Below are 16,064 nucleotides of genomic sequence, written 5' to 3'. Positions count from 1 at the left end.
CGGGGCTTTTTGTTGACGTGGCGTTAAAGCCGGTGCGTCAGGGGCTGGCTTTAGAGGTGGTATTCCGGGAGCTTTTTGGCGATGCGCTCAAGTCGCAGGGAAGCAACCTTGGGCAGGCCGTTTTCAAACGGAGGGAAATCCTCTCCCTGAATCAGCGGGCGCAGATAGCGACGACCGGCATCATTGATGCCAAAGCCATCTTCACGGATGTATTCCGCCGGCATGAACTTTTCCTGGTTGGCGACCTGCTCGAGCGGTGCGTCGATGATCGACCAGCGGTAGGGCTCTTCGCTGTCACGTTGAATGGCGGGCATGACGGCGTTTTTGCCTTCAAGCGCGCATTCAACGGCACGCTGACCCACGGCGTAGGCCTGTTCAACATCGACAGCAGATGCCAGATGGCGCGCAGCACGCTGGAGATAGTCAGCCACGGCCCAGTGATACTTGTAGCCCAGATCCTGCTTGACCATGCCGGCAAGTGTCGGTGCGACACCGCCGAGCTGGCGATGACCAAAGGCGTCGGTGTTGCCGGCATCGGCCAGGAAGGTGCCGTCTTCATAGCGGGCGCCTTCGGAGACCACCACCACGCAGTAGCCGTGTTTCTTGACCGCCGCGTCGATATGGCTCATGACGCGCTGGCGGTCGAAGGGCACTTCCGGCAGCAGGATCATGTGCGGCGGGCCATCGTTGGTTTCGCTGGCCAGTGCGCCGGCTGCCGCAATCCAGCCGGCATGACGGCCCATGGATTCCAGGATGAACACCTTGGTGGAGGTGGAGCACATCGAGGCGATGTCCAGGGCCGCTTCACGCGTCGATGTCGCGATATATTTGGCTACCGAACCGAAGCCGGGAGAGTTGTCGGTAATCGGCAGGTCATTATCAACGGTCTTGGCCACATGGATGGCCTGCAACGGATAGCCCATCTGCTCGGAAAGACGCGAGATCTTCAGGCAGGTATCGGCACTGTCACCGCCGCCGTTATAGAAGAAATAGCGAATATCGTGGGCCTTGAAGACTTCGATGAGCCGTTCGTACTGGCTGCGATGCGTCTCGATGTCCTTGAGCTTGTAGCGACAGGAGCCGAAGGCGCCGCCCGGGGTATGTCTCAGTGCTGCAATGGCCTCGTCACTTTCCAGGCTGGTATCAATCAGATCCTCGGTCAATGCACCGATAATGCCATTGTGTCCGGCATAGAGTGTGCCAATGCGATCGCTGTGCTTGCGGCATGTTTCGATAACACCGCAGGCACTGGCATTGATCACGGCCGTCACACCACCTGATTGTGCGTAAAAGGCGTTACTGGAGGTCATGAGCTTCCTGCTTCTTATGAATGAAGGTCGGCCAACATCGTGGTTGCTGACCGAGCTGTCTCTCGGCAACGTGGCGCGCCTCTTGTGGGCTGCGCTGCTGTTGGTCGATCAGCGGATCGATGGCCGGCATCGGGCATTGCCCGTGGGGCGATCATATCCATTACCTGCAGGCCTGATCCAGTCAGAGATGCATCAATTGCAGGTGAACCGGAGCCTGACGTTGATTCGCGGGCCATGCTAGGCTGATTCGGCTTTTGACGGAGAGCCCTATTTTTCATGCATATTCATATTCTCGGCATCTGTGGCACTTTCATGGGCAGCCTGGCGCTGCTGGCACGCGAGCTCGGCCATCAGGTGACGGGCTCGGACAAGGGCGTCTATCCGCCCATGAGTACACAGCTTGCCGCTCACGGTATTGATGCCGGGCACGGCTTTGACGCCGCCAATCTGCAGCCCGTCCCTGATCTGGTGATCATCGGCAATGCGCTGTCTCGCGGTAATGTCGAGGTCGAGGCCGTCCTCAATCAGCGCATTCCCTACACCTCGGGGCCTCAGTGGCTGGCCGATAACGTGCTGCGTCATCGGCGTGTGCTGGCAGTAGCGGGGACCCATGGCAAGACGACCACGGCCAGTATGCTGGCGTGGATTCTTGAGCAGGCCGGACTGTCACCGGGTTTTCTGATCGGTGGCATTCCACGCAATCTGGGGATTTCGGCGCGAGCCGGGTCGCCCGGGGGCGTCTTCGTGATCGAGGCCGATGAATACGATACAGCCTTTTTCGACAAGCGCTCCAAGTTCGTCCATTACCTGCCGGAAGTGGCCGTGCTCAATAATCTGGAGTTTGATCACGCGGATATCTTTGCTGACCTGGCCGCGATCGAGCGCCAGTTTCATCACCTGGTACGGCTGGTGCCGGGCAATGGCCAGCTGATAGTGGCAGATAACGAGCCGGCACTGTCACGCGTGCTCGAGATGGGGGCCTGGTCGCCGGTCGCCCGTTTTGGCCGTACGGATCAGGCGCAGTGGCAGCTTAAGGACGGCTTTGAAGACCAGCAGTTTGTTGTCACATCGCCCGATGGTGAAGGGGTAGTGCGCTGGAGAATGAGCGGTGAACACAACCGGCGTAATGCACTGGCGGCAATGGCTGCGGCCAGGGCTGTAGGCGTCACGCTCGAACAATCCTCGGCGGCGCTGACCACCTTTGCATCACCAAGGCGTCGCCAGGAACTGCGCGGCAGCGTCAATGATATTCAGGTGATCGATGATTTTGCCCATCACCCCACTGCCATTGCGATGACGCTGGAAGGACTTCGGTCCGTATCATCCCATGGGCGGCTGATTGCCGTCATCGAGCCGCGCTCCAACACCATGAAACTGGGCACCATGAAGGCTCGGCTGCCGGCCAGCGTTGCCAGTGCCGATGAGGTTTACTGGTATCAGCCGGCGACGCTGGGATGGTCTGTAGTTGAGGTGGCAAAGGCCTGCCCGGTCCCGGCTCATGCCATGACCACCACCGAGCAGTTGATCGATGCGCTGGTCGAAAAGGCCCGCCCGGGAGATCGTATCGTGATCATGAGCAACGGCGGTTTTGATAATGTGCACGAACGTTTGCTGGACGCTCTTGGCCAGTATTATGGACAGGAGGTGGATGTCGGGGCCTGAAAAATCGACCGGGGCCATATGTATATGGCCCCGGCATGAGCGTGGCGCTGGCAGGCAGGGCGCGTCAGAAGGCAGGTAGCCACACAATCCTTACGATCACCATCACAAGGGATGCCAGTGTCAGCAGGACAATCTGTCTGCGCTGGACGGCACCTGCAACGTAGCGGTGTGCAAAGAAGTGGTAGCTGATGCGGGTAGCGCTACAGATGATCAGCCCCAGCAGAGCACCGCCGACAATATCGCTGAGCCAGTGCACCCCAAAGGTCAACCGCGACAGGGCAACGACGCTGGCGGCCATGATGGCCACCCAGTAGGGCCACCGTCTGGCACGGCTTGAGAGCCCTTCGGCAATAAAGGCAGCACTCAGCCCCCAGAACACCACGGCAGTTGAAGCGTGGGCGCTTGGATAGGAAAACGACCCGATCAGATGCTCAGGGGTCTCGGGCCGAGCACGACCTACCCAGTGCTTGAGGGTTGTATTGCCAAAGGCCAGCAGGGCCATTGCGCCGCCCCAGTGGAACAGGGCAGCCAGACGTTTTCGCCACAAAAGCCAGACAAGCCAGGGTAAAAGCATGGCCATGATGCCAATGGCATCGCCGATGCGATCCAGAACAGTTGAGGCACGCATCAAAACGACATTATCCGGCCGCGAAAAGAAGCCTTGAGCGGCAATGTCCATCGCAAGGGGCTGCTTGAGTCCTGCGACCAGCCAGGTCCAGCCGATAAAGGCAAGGATGCCTGTCAACAGCAGCACGATGGACGCCAGCGGAATTTCACCTCTGATTCGTTTTTGTCGAAGGCTTAACCAGAGGCGTCGTGAAAGGCTGTAGCGCCGTGCTTTCATCAAAAGCCCCCGATAGATAAAGCTGTCGCGATCGAGTCGGCGGCGCAGCCATGACAGGGCAAAGGCGAGCACAATCAGCATGAGCATTAAAACGGATAACCACTGCTCAGTGCCGGGAGGCATGTGCACCAGCCGCTGCCAGCTGCGACCCAGATAGTAGCCGGGCAATAGATAGGCCGGTGCCCAGAACAGTGCCGAGAGCACGTTGACGGTCAAAAAACGCGTCGGCGGCATGTGCATCATGCCGGCCACCATCGGAATGATGGGTCGTACGGGGCCGACAAAACGACCAAACGCTACCGACAGGGCACCGTGGCGAGTAAAAAAGCGCTCGCCCTTGTCGACCCACTGCGGATAGCGATTGAATGGCCACCAGCCGCGAAGGCGGTCACGCTGGGTACGGCCCAGCCAGTAGCTGGCACCATCGCCGATCACGGCGCCAATGAAGGCACTGATCATCAGAAAGGCAATGGAGGTCTGATCATGGCCTGCCAGTGACGCCGCCGCCGTCAGCATGACAACGCCTGGTACCATCAGGCCGACCAGTGCCAGCGACTCGAGCAAGGCAACAATACCCACGATCAGAATCAGAACCATTGGGTTATGTGCCCACTGATCAATCAGGGCAACGGGGTGCATTCGAAAGGACTCCACACAATGGCTTGTCGCGCCCGGCGCGGTTTTTACTGCCGCCGACAACTGGCTTATAGTAGCGATTCATAAGTATCGGATAGGCAAACGTAAATCGTTGGCCAGTATAGTCAGCCGCAGTGCGCTCCGATAGCGTCATGGCAGGACAATGGACAAGCACAGCCGCGCATTTGGGATACAGGAGAACAGCGCAGATGACGTCTGAGGGGCACCAGGAAGATATCGATATTGCCGCACATATGGCCTTGCTGGGCCAGCAGGCGCGCAAGGCATCCGGTTGGCTTCGCAGCAGCTCTACCGGGCAGCGCAACGCCGCCCTTGCTGCCATGGCTGACGAGCTGTCCCAGCAGCGAGATATGCTGATGGAGGCCAATGCGCGCGACATGGCACGTGGCAGGGACAATGGACTTTCAGAGGCGCTGATGGATCGCCTGCTGCTGACGCCGGCACGCGTTGACGCCATGATTGCCGGGCTTGAAACCGTGGCTGCCCTGCCGGACCCGATCGGCGGTATCGATGAGATGCGTACCCAGAACAACGGGCTGCGTATCGGTCGCATGCGTACACCCCTGGGGGTCATCGGCATCATCTATGAGTCCCGGCCCAATGTGACGGTGGATGCTGCAGCGCTTTGTCTCAAGGCTGGTAATGCCGCCATTCTGCGGGGGGGCTCGGAAGCGTTCGAGTCCAACTGTGCCATTGCTCGCTGCATCGCCTCCGGGCTTGAAAAGGCCGGCTTGCCAGGCCATGCCATTCAATTGATTGAAACCACCAGTCGCGAGGCCGTGGGCGCGTTGATCACGGCGCGCGACTACGTGGATGTCATCATCCCTAGAGGTGGGAAGTCGCTGATTCAACGAATCTCGGAGCAGGCCAGTATTCCGGTTATCAAGCATCTGGAAGGGCTTTGTCATGTCTTTGTCGATCGCCATGCCTCGCTGGATATGGCCGCCGAGATTGCCTTCAACGCCAAGTGTTTTCGCTACGGCATCTGTGGTGCCATGGAGACACTTCTGGTGGATCAGCCCGTGGCCGAAGATTTTCTGCCGGCAATGGTTGAGCGCTTTCAAAAGGCCGGCGTGACGGTGCGCGGCTGTGACAGGGTGCAGAAGCTGGCTGACGTCGAGCCGGCCACCGAGGAGGATTGGCTGACCGAGTATCTGGGGCCGGTGCTGTCCATTCGGGTGGTCGATGACATTGAGGTAGCCATCGAGCATATCAATCATTATGGCTCTCACCACACTGATGCCATTGTCAGTGACCACTTCGGTCATGCCCAGCGATTTCTGGCCGAGGTGGATTCAAGTTCCGTGATGGTCAATGCGCCGACCTGCTTTGCCGATGGCGCGCAGTATGGTCTTGGGGCCGAAATCGGTATTTCCACCGACAAGCTGCATGTCAGGGGGCCGGTAGGGCTGGAAGGTCTGACCACGCGTAAATACATCGTGCTGGGCGATGGTCATGTCAGAACGTAATGCTCGTGTCGCCATGTTTGGCGGCACCTTCAATCCAATTCACATGGCGCACCTTCGTGCCGCCGTCGAGTTGCGCGAAGCGCTCTCGCTGGATGTCATTCACATGGTGCCGGCGCATCTGCCGCCGCATCGCAGTGCACCGGGTGTCAGCTCCGAGGATCGTCTGAGCATGCTGAAGCTGGCGCTATCGGACACGCCGGGGCTGGTGGCCGATAACCGCGAGATTCACCGCGATGGACCATCCTGGTCGCTGGATACGCTCCGGTCATTGCGCGAGCAATACGGTCAGCAGGCGCGCCTTCTCATGGTGCTGGGCCGCGATGCCTTTTTGAAGCTTCATGAATGGCACGAGCCCGAGGCGCTGTTTGATTATGCCCATATTCTGGTCATCGGTCGTCCCGAAAGCGATGAAGTGCAGTGTCAGGCGCTTGAAGCGCTGGTCGAGGCGCGCCGCGTGGACAGCATTGATGCGCTCATGGCAACGCCCTGTGGTGGTGTACTCGATTATGATCAGACTACCGGCATGGCCATCTCAGCGACCGCGATCCGGCGGGCGCTGGCATCAGGGCGCAGCGTGCGATATCTGATGCCGTCGGCCGTTGAAGCCTTTATTGAGCAGCACGGACTTTACCTCGATACGTCCGAGTAACTGCCCTGGCGGTCAAAAGCGTCAAATGTCTATGGTGCATCCGCCCGACAGCGGTACAATGCGCTTTGAATCATCTATATCCGAGGAGCTATGCAGACAGTACTTTCATCTCTGGTGGTTGACGCCCTGGAAGAGCTCAAGGGGCGTGATATCGCCGAGCTCGATGTTTCCAGACTGACCAGCGTGACCGATGTCATGGTGGTGGCCAGCGGTACTTCCAGTCGACACGTCAAGGCACTGGCCGACAACGTGGTCGAGCGCGCGAAAAATGAAGGCGTTCGTCCGCTGGGCGTGGAAGGTGAGGCCGGCAGCGACTGGGTGCTGGTGGACCTCGGCGATGTGGTCGTCCACGTCATGATGCCGGAGGCCCGCAGGCTCTATGATCTGGAAAGGCTCTGGAGCGAGCTTCCCAATGATCTGGGTCGCCATGAAGCAGTAGGTGAGCATCAGTCTTGAAGTTGAAAATGCTCGCTGTCGGTACGCGAATGCCGGGCTGGGTGACGCAGGGCGTTGAGGAATACCGCAAGCGTCTGCCGCGCGAGATGTCTCTCGAGGTCGTCGAGCTTTCGCCCGGGCCACGTCAGAAAAGCGCCGATCCCGCAAAGGCAATACGCGTAGAGGGAGACCGTTTGCTGTCCAGAATCAAGGACAGTGAACTCGTTGTAGCACTGGATGTCGAAGGCAAGCCATGGTCGACCCCGGTGCTTTCCGAGCGAATGCGGGACTGGCAGATGGCCGGCAGCGACGTGTCGCTGCTGATCGGTGGTCCTGACGGTCTCGATCAGCGCTGCCTGGCGCGCGCTGATCTTCGCTGGTCATTGTCACCCCTGACGCTGCCTCATCCGCTGGTACGTGTGTTGCTGGCCGAGCAGCTCTATCGTGGCTGGACGCTGATGACCGGCCATCCCTACCATCGCTAGCGGGGTCTAAGCGTGCATCGTCTTGCGCCTATCGGGCGACTTATCCGTTCATCGTTTTTGGGCAATATTGTCAATGCGCCCACGTCGCGCCACGCTTAAGGATTCCGAACAGCAGGCCCGCATCTTTCGCCGTCGCAGCATCGTGGCGGCATTGTTTGTGCTTATCATGTTTTCCGGTTTGATCGGGCGCATGGTATGGCTACAGGTTGTTCAACACGACATCTTCATTACGCGCTCGGATAAAAACCGCATGCGCGTCGAGCCGTTACCGCCTAACCGTGGTCTGATCTTTGATCGCAACCACGAGGTGCTGGCCGAGAACCGCCCAACCTATAACCTGACGCTGGTGCGCGAACAGGCCGGCGATGTCGGTCAGACCATTGATCGGTTAATCAATATTCTGGGGCTTCCCGAAGATCAGCATGACGTCCTGACTCAGCGCTCGCGCGAGCGGCTGCGCTCCTACGAGCCGGCGCTGCTGCTCAGTGATCTTACCGAGGATCAGATCGCCAGAATCGCGGTCAATCGATATCGGTTGCCCGGGGTCGAGGTAGAGGCCCAGCTCATCCGTTACTATCCCGACGGGGAGTGGATGTCCCACGTGCTGGGCTATGTCGGACGCATCAGTCAGGAAGACCAGCAGCGTATTGATACCAGTAACTATGCCGGAACACACTTCATCGGCAAGACCGGCATCGAGCGGTTCTATGAAGATGAGTTACATGGTCATGCGGGCGTCAAACGGGTGGAAACCAACGCTCGTGGACGCGCACTGCGTGAAATCGATCGAACGCCTCCACAGCCCGGCAAGAACCTGACGCTAACGCTGGATTCAAAACTGCAAAAGCTGGGTCACGATCTTTTGAAGGGCAAGCGTGGGGCCATTGTCGCTATCGAGCCCGCGACCGGCGCCATTCTGGCCATGGTGTCAGAGCCTGGCTTTGACAATAACAAGTTCGTGACCGGCATTGATACGAAGTCCTACGCGGCTCTGCGAGACGATGTGGATATGCCGTTGTATAACCGGGCGGCGCGCGGGCAGTATCCGCCGGCCTCCACGGTCAAGCCCTACATGGCGTCTGCAGGCCTTGAATACGGTCTCATTCAGCCGTCCGATACGGTCTATGATCCGGGCTATTATCAACTGCCCAATGATTCCAGACGCTATCGTAACTGGCTGCGCTGGGGGCATGGGCGGGTCGACATGAAACGCGCCATTACGGTTTCCAACGATACCTACTTCTTTACGCTGGCCCATCGAATGGGGATCGACCGGCTCTCAAGCTTCATGCACAAGTATGGGTTCGGCGAGGATCATAGTCTGGATGTCTGGGGGGCAGGCAGCGGCCTGATGCCCAGTCGTGACTGGAAGCGCGGTCGCTACAATCAGGTCTGGTATCCGGGAGAAACCCTGTCAGTCGGTATCGGCCAGGGCTACTGGCTGGCAACCCCGCTTCAGATGGCCACCGCCGTGGCCGTGATGGCCAACAATGGCAAATGGGTACGACCTCATCTGGCCATGCAGGTCGGTGACAAAAGGATTGCCCCGCCGTTCGAGAATACGCCTGACGACATCAAGCTGGACAACCCGCACTGGTGGGATCTGATCCACGATGCCATGGAAAATGTCATGAGCGGCAGTGAAGGCTCGGGGCGTGCGTCAGGTCGTAACCTTCAATATCGCATGGCGGGCAAGTCAGGCACGGCTCAGGTCTTTACGCTGGGTCAAAAGGAGAAGTACAACGCCTCCGAGCTTGAAGAGCGTCTGCATGATCACGCTCTGTTCACAGCCTATGCTCCGGTGGATGATCCCAAAATTGCCGTGGCGGTCATTATCGAAAATGGTGGCGGCGGCAGCAGGGTCGCCGCGCCGATTGCGCGCGAAATGCTGGATGCCTGGATTTTGCCAAACATGAAATCCAGTGAGGAAGCACAGCGTCATGCCCGGCAAAATGAAAATACCGCACAGCGGATTGCAACGGGAGACTGACGATGATGATCGACTACTGGCAGCGGGTTTACCGCCGTAGCCGTCGACACTACCAGCGTCTGAGCTGGCGCACCCTGCATCTTGATCCGTGGCTGTTGCTGGCGCTGTTGACCATCGTGACGGGTGGTTTGATTGTACTGTACAGCGCCGGCGGAGAGTCGACCCATCTGGTGGAAGCTCAGGCACTTCGATTCTGTGCCGCCTTTTTGATCATGCTTTTGATCGCGCAGTTTTCGCCGCGCACCATGCAACGCTTTGCCTGGTTTTTTTATGTCGTGGTGACCCTGATGCTGGTGGCCGTGGATGTCATCGGAACGCACGCCATGGGCGCCCAGCGCTGGCTAACCATTCCCGGCTTGATTCGTTTTCAGCCTTCCGAGCTCATGAAGCTCGCCATGCCAATGACCATTGCCGCTTATCTGTCGAGACGGGTACTCCCGCCCGGATGGCTGGATCTGATGGTCTGTCTGTTGTTGATGGGGCTACCGGTGGGGTTGATCGCCAACCAGCCTGACCTTGGGACTTCCATGCTGGTCACGGCTTCCGCGGTTTTCGTGATACTGCTGGCCGGGCTTTCCTGGCGCTTTATTGCCGTGTGTGCAGGGCTTGGGATCGCGGCCATGCCGCTTTTATGGTTCAACATGCATCAGTATCAGCGACAGCGGGTGCTGACGTTTTTGAATCCGGAGAGCGATCCTCTGGGCGCCGGCTGGAACATTATTCAGTCCAAGACGGCCATCGGTTCGGGAGGCATTCATGGCAAGGGCTGGATGCAGGGAACGCAGTCACAGCTTGAGTTTCTGCCCGAACGCCATACTGATTTTATCGTGGCGGTGCTGGGAGAAGAGTTCGGTCTGATTGGTATGGTCGTCCTGATGAGTTGTTATTTGCTGCTGATATGGCGAGGTCTTTACATGGCCAACCAGGCGCATGACACCTTTGGCCGATTGCTGGGAGGCAGCCTGATTCTGACCTTTTTCGTGTATGTCTTCGTCAACGTTGGCATGGTCAGTGGCGTACTGCCGGTCGTTGGGGTGCCATTGCCGTTGATCAGCTATGGCGGTACAGCCAGCGTGACCCTGATGGCCGGCTTCGGTATGCTGATGGCCGTTTTTACTCACCACAAGATCACGCCACGCTAAAGAGAATCGGGATGAAGCCGGATCGATGTCCTTCAGGTAAAAGATGGCGCTGGGCCATGGCAATGCTGCTGGCCGTTTCGCCTCTGGTCAATGCAGCGGGCGAATATGCCCCGAGTACCAATGATCAGGCGCGTGCCATGGTCGACAGGCTGGCCGAGTCAGGGCTTGATCGACGGGAGCTGACTGCCGCGCTCGACCAGGCCAGCCGTCAGCAAAAGATCATCGATGCCATTTCAAAACCGGCCGAGCGGCATCTGCGCTGGGATCAGTATCGCAACATCTTCATCAAGCCCGAGCGGATTGCTGGTGGTGTTGATTTTATCCGTGACCATCGTGATGCTATGGCACGCGCCGAGCAGGAATACGGCGTGCCGCGCGAGATCATTGCGGCCATCATCGGTGTGGAAACATGGTATGGGGGCAATACAGGCAGCTATCGCGTCATCGATGCGCTGACCACGCTGGCCTTTGACTACCCGCCTCGTAGTGATTTCTTCGGCCGTGAGCTGGAGTCCTTCCTGACGCTGACCAGTGAGCAGGGCCTCGACCCGCTGGAACTCAAGGGGTCTTATGCCGGTGCCATGGGGCTGCCCCAGTTCATGCCCAGCAGCTACCAGGCCTACGCGGTCGATTTCAACGACGATGGCATCAAGGATCTCTGGAAGGAGCCGGTGGATGCCATCGGCAGCGTGGCCAACTACTTTGCCGAACACGGCTGGCGTCCCGGTCGGCCACTGACGGTAGCGGCACATCTGAACACTTCGGAAAAACCCGAAGACATCGATTTCAATCAGGCAAAACCGCCCTATATGCGTGTCGCCGATCTCCAGAAAAAGGGGGTTGTGGCCGACATCGCCATTCCTGAGGATGAAGAGGTGATTCCGCTGGCGCTGGACTATGCCGACGGCCATAACGATTATCTGTTCGGGCTGCATAATTTCTACGTCATTACGCGCTATAACCATAGCCATCTCTATGCGATGGCGGTCACGACGCTGGCCGAGCAGATTCAGGCTGCGCTTCAGCGGGAGAGTTAGCGTGTTGTTCACAAGTCTCTTCCTGCCCTCAAACGCCTGGCGTTCGGCCGTGCTGATGATCGCGGTGACGCTTGTGGCCGGCTGTGCCAGCGGCGGTGGCGGGGGAGGCGGGCGTTATGCCATGTCCCGGGATGCCTATCCCGACCGTCAGGTAGATGTGTCGAACGTGCCGGATGCCGTTCCTCGCGTAGAGCCGTTATCGCGCAGCGGCAATCAGTCCACCTATCAGGTACTGGGCAAGCGCTATCACGTGCTCTCTTCAAGCAAGGGATATACTCAGACGGGACGCGCTTCGTTCTACGGCCAGAAATTTCAGGGCTACGATACGGCCAACGGCGAGCAGTATGATATGTACACCATGTCGGCGGCGCACCGTTCCCTGCCATTGCCGACCTTTGCCCGGGTGACCAATCTGGCGAACGACCGCTCTGTCATTGTTCGGGTCAATGATCGCGGGCCGTTTCATGACGACCGTTTGATTGATCTCTCCTATGCAGCAGCGTCTCGACTGGATATGCTCGGCGCTGGCACTGCCAGAGTACGGGTCACCGCCATCGACCCGCGTCAATGGCAGGCTCGACATAACAATAGTCAGCAGGTTGCGGCGCACACCGATCACTCTCCGGGGGCATCAAGAATGCAGACGTCTGCGCCGCAGGAGGCGGCTGTCTCCTCGACGCAGCAGCCCGCACCTGTTGCCGGTCGCAATGACGCAAATAGCGTTGTCTATCTGCAGGTTGCTGCACTGGGATCGGATGAGCACGCTCAGGCACTCAGGGACAGACTCGAAGCGCGTCTTTCAAGGCCGGTTCGGGTAACACGACATGCCGCCATGCATCGGGTACAGGTGGGCCCGCTCGATGATCCGATCATGGTGGAATCAGTCAGGTCCGAACTGCATGAGGCAGGCTATGACCAGCTACATCAGGTAACTGGCTCGGACTGAATACAAGCAAACAGAGAAAGGCAATATGACCCTTTTTGCAGTAAACGTATGCCGTTGGCGCCACCTTGTCGCGTTTTCCTCACTGGCGCTGACGCTGACGGCGGCGCCCGCGATGGCATCCGATGGTCCATCCCCCTCCAGCTTCATCCCTTCTCCGCCCGGCCTTGCTGCGAAATCCTGGGTGCTGATGGATGCGAAGTCCGGCCGTGTTCTGGTCGAACATGATGCCGACGAGCGCGTACCGCCGGCCAGTCTGACCAAGATGATGACGGCCTACATTGCCGAAAGTGAAATCGAAAGCGGCAACATGTCGCCCGACGATGAAGTTCGCATCAGCAAGGAGGCCTGGCAGACCGGTGGCTCACGCATGTTCGTCAAGGTGAACAGCAATGTGCCGGTCAAGGATCTGATGCAGGGGATCGTGGTGCAGTCGGGCAACGATGCCACGGTGGCCATGGCAGAACATATTGCCGGTAGCCAGTCTTCGTTTGCCGATCTGATGAACGAACATGCCCGTCAGATGGGTCTGCAGAACACGCATTTCATGAACCCGACCGGTCTGCCGGACCCGGGGCACTACTCGTCAGCACATGATATGGCCATTATCGCGCGTCATATCATTAATGATTTCCCCGATCATTATTCGCTGTATGCCGAGAAGTATTTCACCTGGAACGGCATCAAGCAGCCCAACCGTAATCTGCTGCTGTGGCGTGACAAATCGGTTGATGGCCTGAAGACCGGTCATACCGACGAAGCCGGCTACTGCCTGGTGGCTTCCGCACTGCAAAGCGACACCCGCCTGATTGCGGCAGTCATGGGCACCAACTCGGAAGAGGCCCGGTCTCAGGAAACCCAGAAGCTTCTGAGCTACGGTTTTCGATACTTCCAGACCCAGAAAGTCTATGACGCTGGTCAGGAACTCACGACAGCACGCGTCTGGGGCGGTACTCAGGACGAAGGCTCCTTCGGCGTGGCCAACGATGTCTATCTGACGGCTTCCAAACAGAATGAAGAGGGACTGTCCAACCGCATCAACATCAATGGCGATCTGCAGGCGCCCATTCAGGCCGGCCAGCAGTATGGTACCGTTCAGATCGTTCAAAATGACGAGGTTATTGACGAACAGCCGTTGGTAGCACTGGAAAGCATTGAGCAGGGCGGTCTGTTCAAGCGTCTCTGGGATGGCCTTCTGAAGTTTGTTCAGGGTCTGTTCTAGGATCTGAAGACCAGACAGTCTCATGACCAAAAAGGGGGGATTCGGCTGACGAATCCCCCCTTTTTAAGTAAAATGGCAGGCAATCGGGCGTACTCCCGCCCTGCAATGATCAAGAGGTTTATCATGTCTAGGCCTTCATCTCAAAAGCCTGCTGCTATCCTGTCGTCGCCAGGTGATGACAACAAGGCCCCGGAGGCGCCGAAAATCGAGTTTCCCTGTGATTACGCCATCAAGATCGTGGGAAACAACGACGTTGAGTTCGATCAAGACATGCTTGATATCGTGGAGCGTTTCTCGCCGGATCTGGATCGCTCAAGGGTAACGCATCGCGATAGCCGCAACGGCAAGTACCGTTCCCTGCATGTCACCATCTACGCCACCGGCGAAGAGCAGCTCAACGACCTGTTCGTGGCGCTCAAGGCGACCGGTCGAGTTCAGATGGTTCTTTGATGCTGCGCCACTGAAACGCGCTTTCGCCAGCACTCCCCGAGGTAGTATTGATGAGTGATACAAGCCTGGATGATCAGCCCATTGGCGTATATCGTCTGGGAACCTGTGATTACACAACGATCTGGGAGGCGATGCGCCGCTTCACCGACGAGCGCACGGCCACGACGCAGGATCAGATCTGGCTTGTGGAGCATTTCCCCGTCTTTACTCAGGGGCGTGCCGGCAAACCTGAGCATCTATTGCGTTCAAGCGATATTCCGCTGGTCCAGAGTGACCGCGGTGGGCAGGTCACCTATCATGGCCCCGGTCAGCTGGTCATGTACCCGCTGATTGATGTCAAACGGCGCCGCATTGGGGTGCGGGCAATGGTGGATGCCCTTGAAAATGCCGTTATTCGTGTGCTGAGCGAACATGGCATCAATGCCTGCTCAAGGTCGGATGCGCCGGGAGTCTATGTGGATGGGGCCAAGATTGCCTCGCTCGGACTTCGCATTCGACGAGGCAGCAGCTTTCACGGCATTGCCTTTAATATCGATATGGATCTTTCGCCCTTTGACCATATCAATCCCTGCGGTTATGCAGGGCTCAGAATGACACAGCTTCGCGATCTTCTGTCTCAACCACCGGACATGGCGCATGAAGCACAAGGATTGCTCGGAGCCTTTGCCGCTGAACTCGGCAACCCCGAGCTTCAGAACATGGTGAATGCACCCGGGGTGCTGACCCACATTTCTCGAGTAACAGGATCAAACTGATGACCGAGACGACTGCTACCACCCCCAAACAACGGGCCGAAAAAGGCGTCAAGCTGCGCGGCGCCGACAAGGTTTCCCGTATTCCGGTCAAGGTCATCCCGACCGAGACCCTGCCGACCAAGCCGAGCTGGCTCAAGGTGCGCATGCCCATCTCGAAAGAGGTGACCCGCATCAAGGAAACCCTGCGCCGACACAAGCTGGTCACGGTCTGCGAAGAAGCGTCCTGCCCCAATCTCGGGGAGTGCTTCAATGGCGGTACGGCCACCTTCATGATCATGGGCGATATCTGCACGCGCCGCTGCCCCTTCTGTGATGTGGCACACGGTCGTCCCAATGCGCTCAATGAAGACGAGCCGCGTGAACTGGCAGAAGCCATCGCGGAAATGCGGCTGAAGTATGTCGTGATCACTTCTGTGGACCGTGATGACCTTCGTGACGGCGGGGCGCAGCATTTCAATAATTGCATTGAAGAAATTCGTAAGCGCAATCCCGATCTTGAAATCGAAGTGCTGGTACCCGACTTTCGTGGCCGCATGGACAAGGCGATCGATATCATGCGTCAGGAGCCGCCGGATGTGTTTAATCACAATCTCGAGACGGTACCGTCGCTGTATCGACGCGTTCGTCCAGGCGCGGACTATCAGTGGTCACTGGATCTGCTCAAGCGCTACAAGGAAGTTCGCCCTGAAGTGCTGACCAAATCGGGGCTGATGCTGGGCGTTGGCGAAACAGATGAAGAAGTCATCGAAGTCATGCGTGATCTTCGTGCGCATAATGTCGACATGCTGACGCTTGGCCAGTACATGCAGCCGTCACGTAACCACTTGCCGGTCGACCGCTGGGTACATCCGGATACCTTTGCCTGGTTTGCCGAAAAGGGTCATGAGATGGGCTTCAAGCACGTCGCGTCCGGTCCGCTGGTGCGCTCAAGCTATCATGCCGACAAGCAGGCACATGGTGAAAAGGTGTCCTGATTTCTTTTCAGGACCCGCACTCATGGTCATGTTCTGTCTG

The 16,064-nt window shown here is 58.2% G+C and carries 16 protein-coding genes; 14 read left to right on the top strand and 2 right to left on the bottom strand.

The window, feature by feature from the left end:
* Nucleotides 1-50: 50 nt before the first annotated feature.
* Complete coding sequence (locus tag B9H00_RS01310; RefSeq protein WP_086899138.1) at nt 51-1,310, bottom strand: 6-phosphofructokinase; 1,260 nt, start codon at nt 1,308-1,310, stop codon at nt 51-53.
* Between B9H00_RS01310 and B9H00_RS01305 the strand changes: the two genes are divergently transcribed.
* Together B9H00_RS01305 and mpl are read left to right on the top strand one after the other, a co-directional pair.
* Nucleotides 1,309-1,551, top strand: a complete 243-nt coding sequence (locus tag B9H00_RS01305) for a hypothetical protein (RefSeq protein ID WP_086899137.1) — start codon at nt 1,309-1,311, stop codon at nt 1,549-1,551. The genes B9H00_RS01310 and B9H00_RS01305 overlap by 2 nt on opposite strands.
* A gap of 35 nt (nt 1,552-1,586) precedes the next feature.
* On the top strand, nt 1,587-2,972 hold the full coding sequence (gene mpl / locus B9H00_RS01300; protein WP_086899136.1) for a UDP-N-acetylmuramate:L-alanyl-gamma-D-glutamyl-meso-diaminopimelate ligase: 1,386 nt from the start codon (nt 1,587-1,589) through the stop codon (nt 2,970-2,972).
* A 64-nt stretch (nt 2,973-3,036) separates the two neighbouring features.
* Here mpl and B9H00_RS01295 read toward each other — a convergent pair whose 3' ends face one another.
* Nucleotides 3,037-4,455: a bifunctional DedA family/phosphatase PAP2 family protein gene (locus tag B9H00_RS01295; RefSeq protein WP_086899135.1), complete on the bottom strand. Its 1,419-nt coding sequence runs from the start codon at nt 4,453-4,455 to the stop codon at nt 3,037-3,039.
* Nucleotides 4,456-4,661: 206 nt separating this feature from the next.
* Between B9H00_RS01295 and B9H00_RS01290 the strand changes: the two genes are divergently transcribed.
* From B9H00_RS01290 to lipA, 12 genes are all read left to right on the top strand, one after another.
* Nucleotides 4,662-5,942, top strand: a complete 1,281-nt coding sequence (locus tag B9H00_RS01290) for a glutamate-5-semialdehyde dehydrogenase (RefSeq protein ID WP_086899134.1) — start codon at nt 4,662-4,664, stop codon at nt 5,940-5,942.
* Nucleotides 5,929-6,591 carry a nicotinate-nucleotide adenylyltransferase gene (gene nadD / locus B9H00_RS01285; protein WP_322788260.1) on the top strand — a complete coding sequence of 221 codons (663 nt, stop codon included), beginning with the start codon at nt 5,929-5,931 and terminating at the stop codon, nt 6,589-6,591. The genes B9H00_RS01290 and nadD overlap by 14 nt, the downstream gene beginning before the upstream one ends.
* 90 nt (nt 6,592-6,681) lie before the next feature.
* Nucleotides 6,682-7,047 carry a ribosome silencing factor gene (gene rsfS, locus B9H00_RS01280; RefSeq protein WP_086622663.1) on the top strand — a complete coding sequence of 122 codons (366 nt, stop codon included), beginning with the start codon at nt 6,682-6,684 and terminating at the stop codon, nt 7,045-7,047.
* A complete protein-coding gene (gene rlmH, locus B9H00_RS01275) occupies nt 7,044-7,511 on the top strand; it encodes a 23S rRNA (pseudouridine(1915)-N(3))-methyltransferase RlmH (RefSeq protein ID WP_086899132.1) in 468 nt (155 codons plus the stop codon). The genes rsfS and rlmH overlap by 4 nt, the downstream gene beginning before the upstream one ends.
* A 73-nt stretch (nt 7,512-7,584) precedes the next feature.
* A complete protein-coding gene (mrdA, locus tag B9H00_RS01270; RefSeq protein ID WP_086899131.1) occupies nt 7,585-9,501 on the top strand; it encodes a penicillin-binding protein 2 in 1,917 nt (638 codons plus the stop codon).
* A gap of 5 nt (nt 9,502-9,506) precedes the next feature.
* Nucleotides 9,507-10,643 (top strand): rod shape-determining protein RodA, encoded by a 1,137-nt coding sequence (gene rodA / locus B9H00_RS01265; protein WP_086901636.1) that lies wholly within the window; start codon nt 9,507-9,509, stop codon nt 10,641-10,643.
* Between the two features lie 56 nt (nt 10,644-10,699).
* The gene (gene mltB / locus B9H00_RS01260) at nt 10,700-11,680 is read left to right on the top strand and encodes a lytic murein transglycosylase B (RefSeq protein ID WP_236944327.1); all 981 of its coding nucleotides are present in this window, start codon (nt 10,700-10,702) and stop codon (nt 11,678-11,680) included.
* 1 nt (nt 11,681) lies between these two features.
* Nucleotides 11,682-12,626 (top strand): septal ring lytic transglycosylase RlpA family protein, encoded by a 945-nt coding sequence (locus tag B9H00_RS01255; protein WP_236944326.1) that lies wholly within the window; start codon nt 11,682-11,684, stop codon nt 12,624-12,626.
* 25 nt (nt 12,627-12,651) lie between these two features.
* On the top strand, nt 12,652-13,845 hold the full coding sequence (locus B9H00_RS01250) for a D-alanyl-D-alanine carboxypeptidase family protein (RefSeq protein ID WP_086899129.1): 1,194 nt from the start codon (nt 12,652-12,654) through the stop codon (nt 13,843-13,845).
* A gap of 123 nt (nt 13,846-13,968) precedes the next feature.
* A complete protein-coding gene (locus B9H00_RS01245) occupies nt 13,969-14,295 on the top strand; it encodes an HP0495 family protein (RefSeq protein ID WP_086899128.1) in 327 nt (108 codons plus the stop codon).
* A gap of 50 nt (nt 14,296-14,345) precedes the next feature.
* Nucleotides 14,346-15,050: a lipoyl(octanoyl) transferase LipB gene (gene lipB / locus B9H00_RS01240; protein ID WP_086899127.1), complete on the top strand. Its 705-nt coding sequence runs from the start codon at nt 14,346-14,348 to the stop codon at nt 15,048-15,050.
* A complete protein-coding gene (lipA, locus tag B9H00_RS01235) occupies nt 15,050-16,024 on the top strand; it encodes a lipoyl synthase (RefSeq protein WP_086899126.1) in 975 nt (324 codons plus the stop codon). The genes lipB and lipA overlap by 1 nt, the downstream gene beginning before the upstream one ends.
* Nucleotides 16,025-16,064 lie beyond the last annotated feature (40 nt).

Origin of the sequence: Kushneria marisflavi, assembly GCF_002157205.1 — a bacterium.
Lineage (GTDB): Bacteria > Pseudomonadota > Gammaproteobacteria > Pseudomonadales > Halomonadaceae > Kushneria > Kushneria marisflavi.
This window is presented reverse-complemented; position numbering and strand designations above follow the sequence as displayed.

Bases quoted from the DNA above. Each gene is read 5' to 3' on its own strand.
- B9H00_RS01305 (WP_086899137.1), top strand. From the start codon at position 1,309: ATGAGCTTCCTGCTTCTTATGAATGAAGGTCGGCCAACATCGTGGTTG.
- B9H00_RS01310 (WP_086899138.1), bottom strand. From the start codon at position 1,310: ATGACCTCCAGTAACGCCTTTTACGCACAATCAGGTGGTGTGACGGCC.
- mpl (WP_086899136.1), top strand. From the start codon at position 1,587: ATGCATATTCATATTCTCGGCATCTGTGGCACTTTCATGGGCAGCCTG.
- B9H00_RS01295 (WP_086899135.1), bottom strand. From the start codon at position 4,455: ATGCACCCCGTTGCCCTGATTGATCAGTGGGCACATAACCCAATGGTT.
- B9H00_RS01290 (WP_086899134.1), top strand. From the start codon at position 4,662: ATGACGTCTGAGGGGCACCAGGAAGATATCGATATTGCCGCACATATG.
- nadD (WP_322788260.1), top strand. From the start codon at position 5,929: ATGTCAGAACGTAATGCTCGTGTCGCCATGTTTGGCGGCACCTTCAAT.
- rsfS (WP_086622663.1), top strand. From the start codon at position 6,682: ATGCAGACAGTACTTTCATCTCTGGTGGTTGACGCCCTGGAAGAGCTC.
- mrdA (WP_086899131.1), top strand. From the start codon at position 7,585: ATGCGCCCACGTCGCGCCACGCTTAAGGATTCCGAACAGCAGGCCCGC.
- rodA (WP_086901636.1), top strand. From the start codon at position 9,507: ATGATCGACTACTGGCAGCGGGTTTACCGCCGTAGCCGTCGACACTAC.
- mltB (WP_236944327.1), top strand. From the start codon at position 10,700: ATGGCAATGCTGCTGGCCGTTTCGCCTCTGGTCAATGCAGCGGGCGAA.
- B9H00_RS01250 (WP_086899129.1), top strand. From the start codon at position 12,652: ATGACCCTTTTTGCAGTAAACGTATGCCGTTGGCGCCACCTTGTCGCG.
- B9H00_RS01245 (WP_086899128.1), top strand. From the start codon at position 13,969: ATGTCTAGGCCTTCATCTCAAAAGCCTGCTGCTATCCTGTCGTCGCCA.
- lipB (WP_086899127.1), top strand. From the start codon at position 14,346: ATGAGTGATACAAGCCTGGATGATCAGCCCATTGGCGTATATCGTCTG.
- lipA (WP_086899126.1), top strand. From the start codon at position 15,050: ATGACCGAGACGACTGCTACCACCCCCAAACAACGGGCCGAAAAAGGC.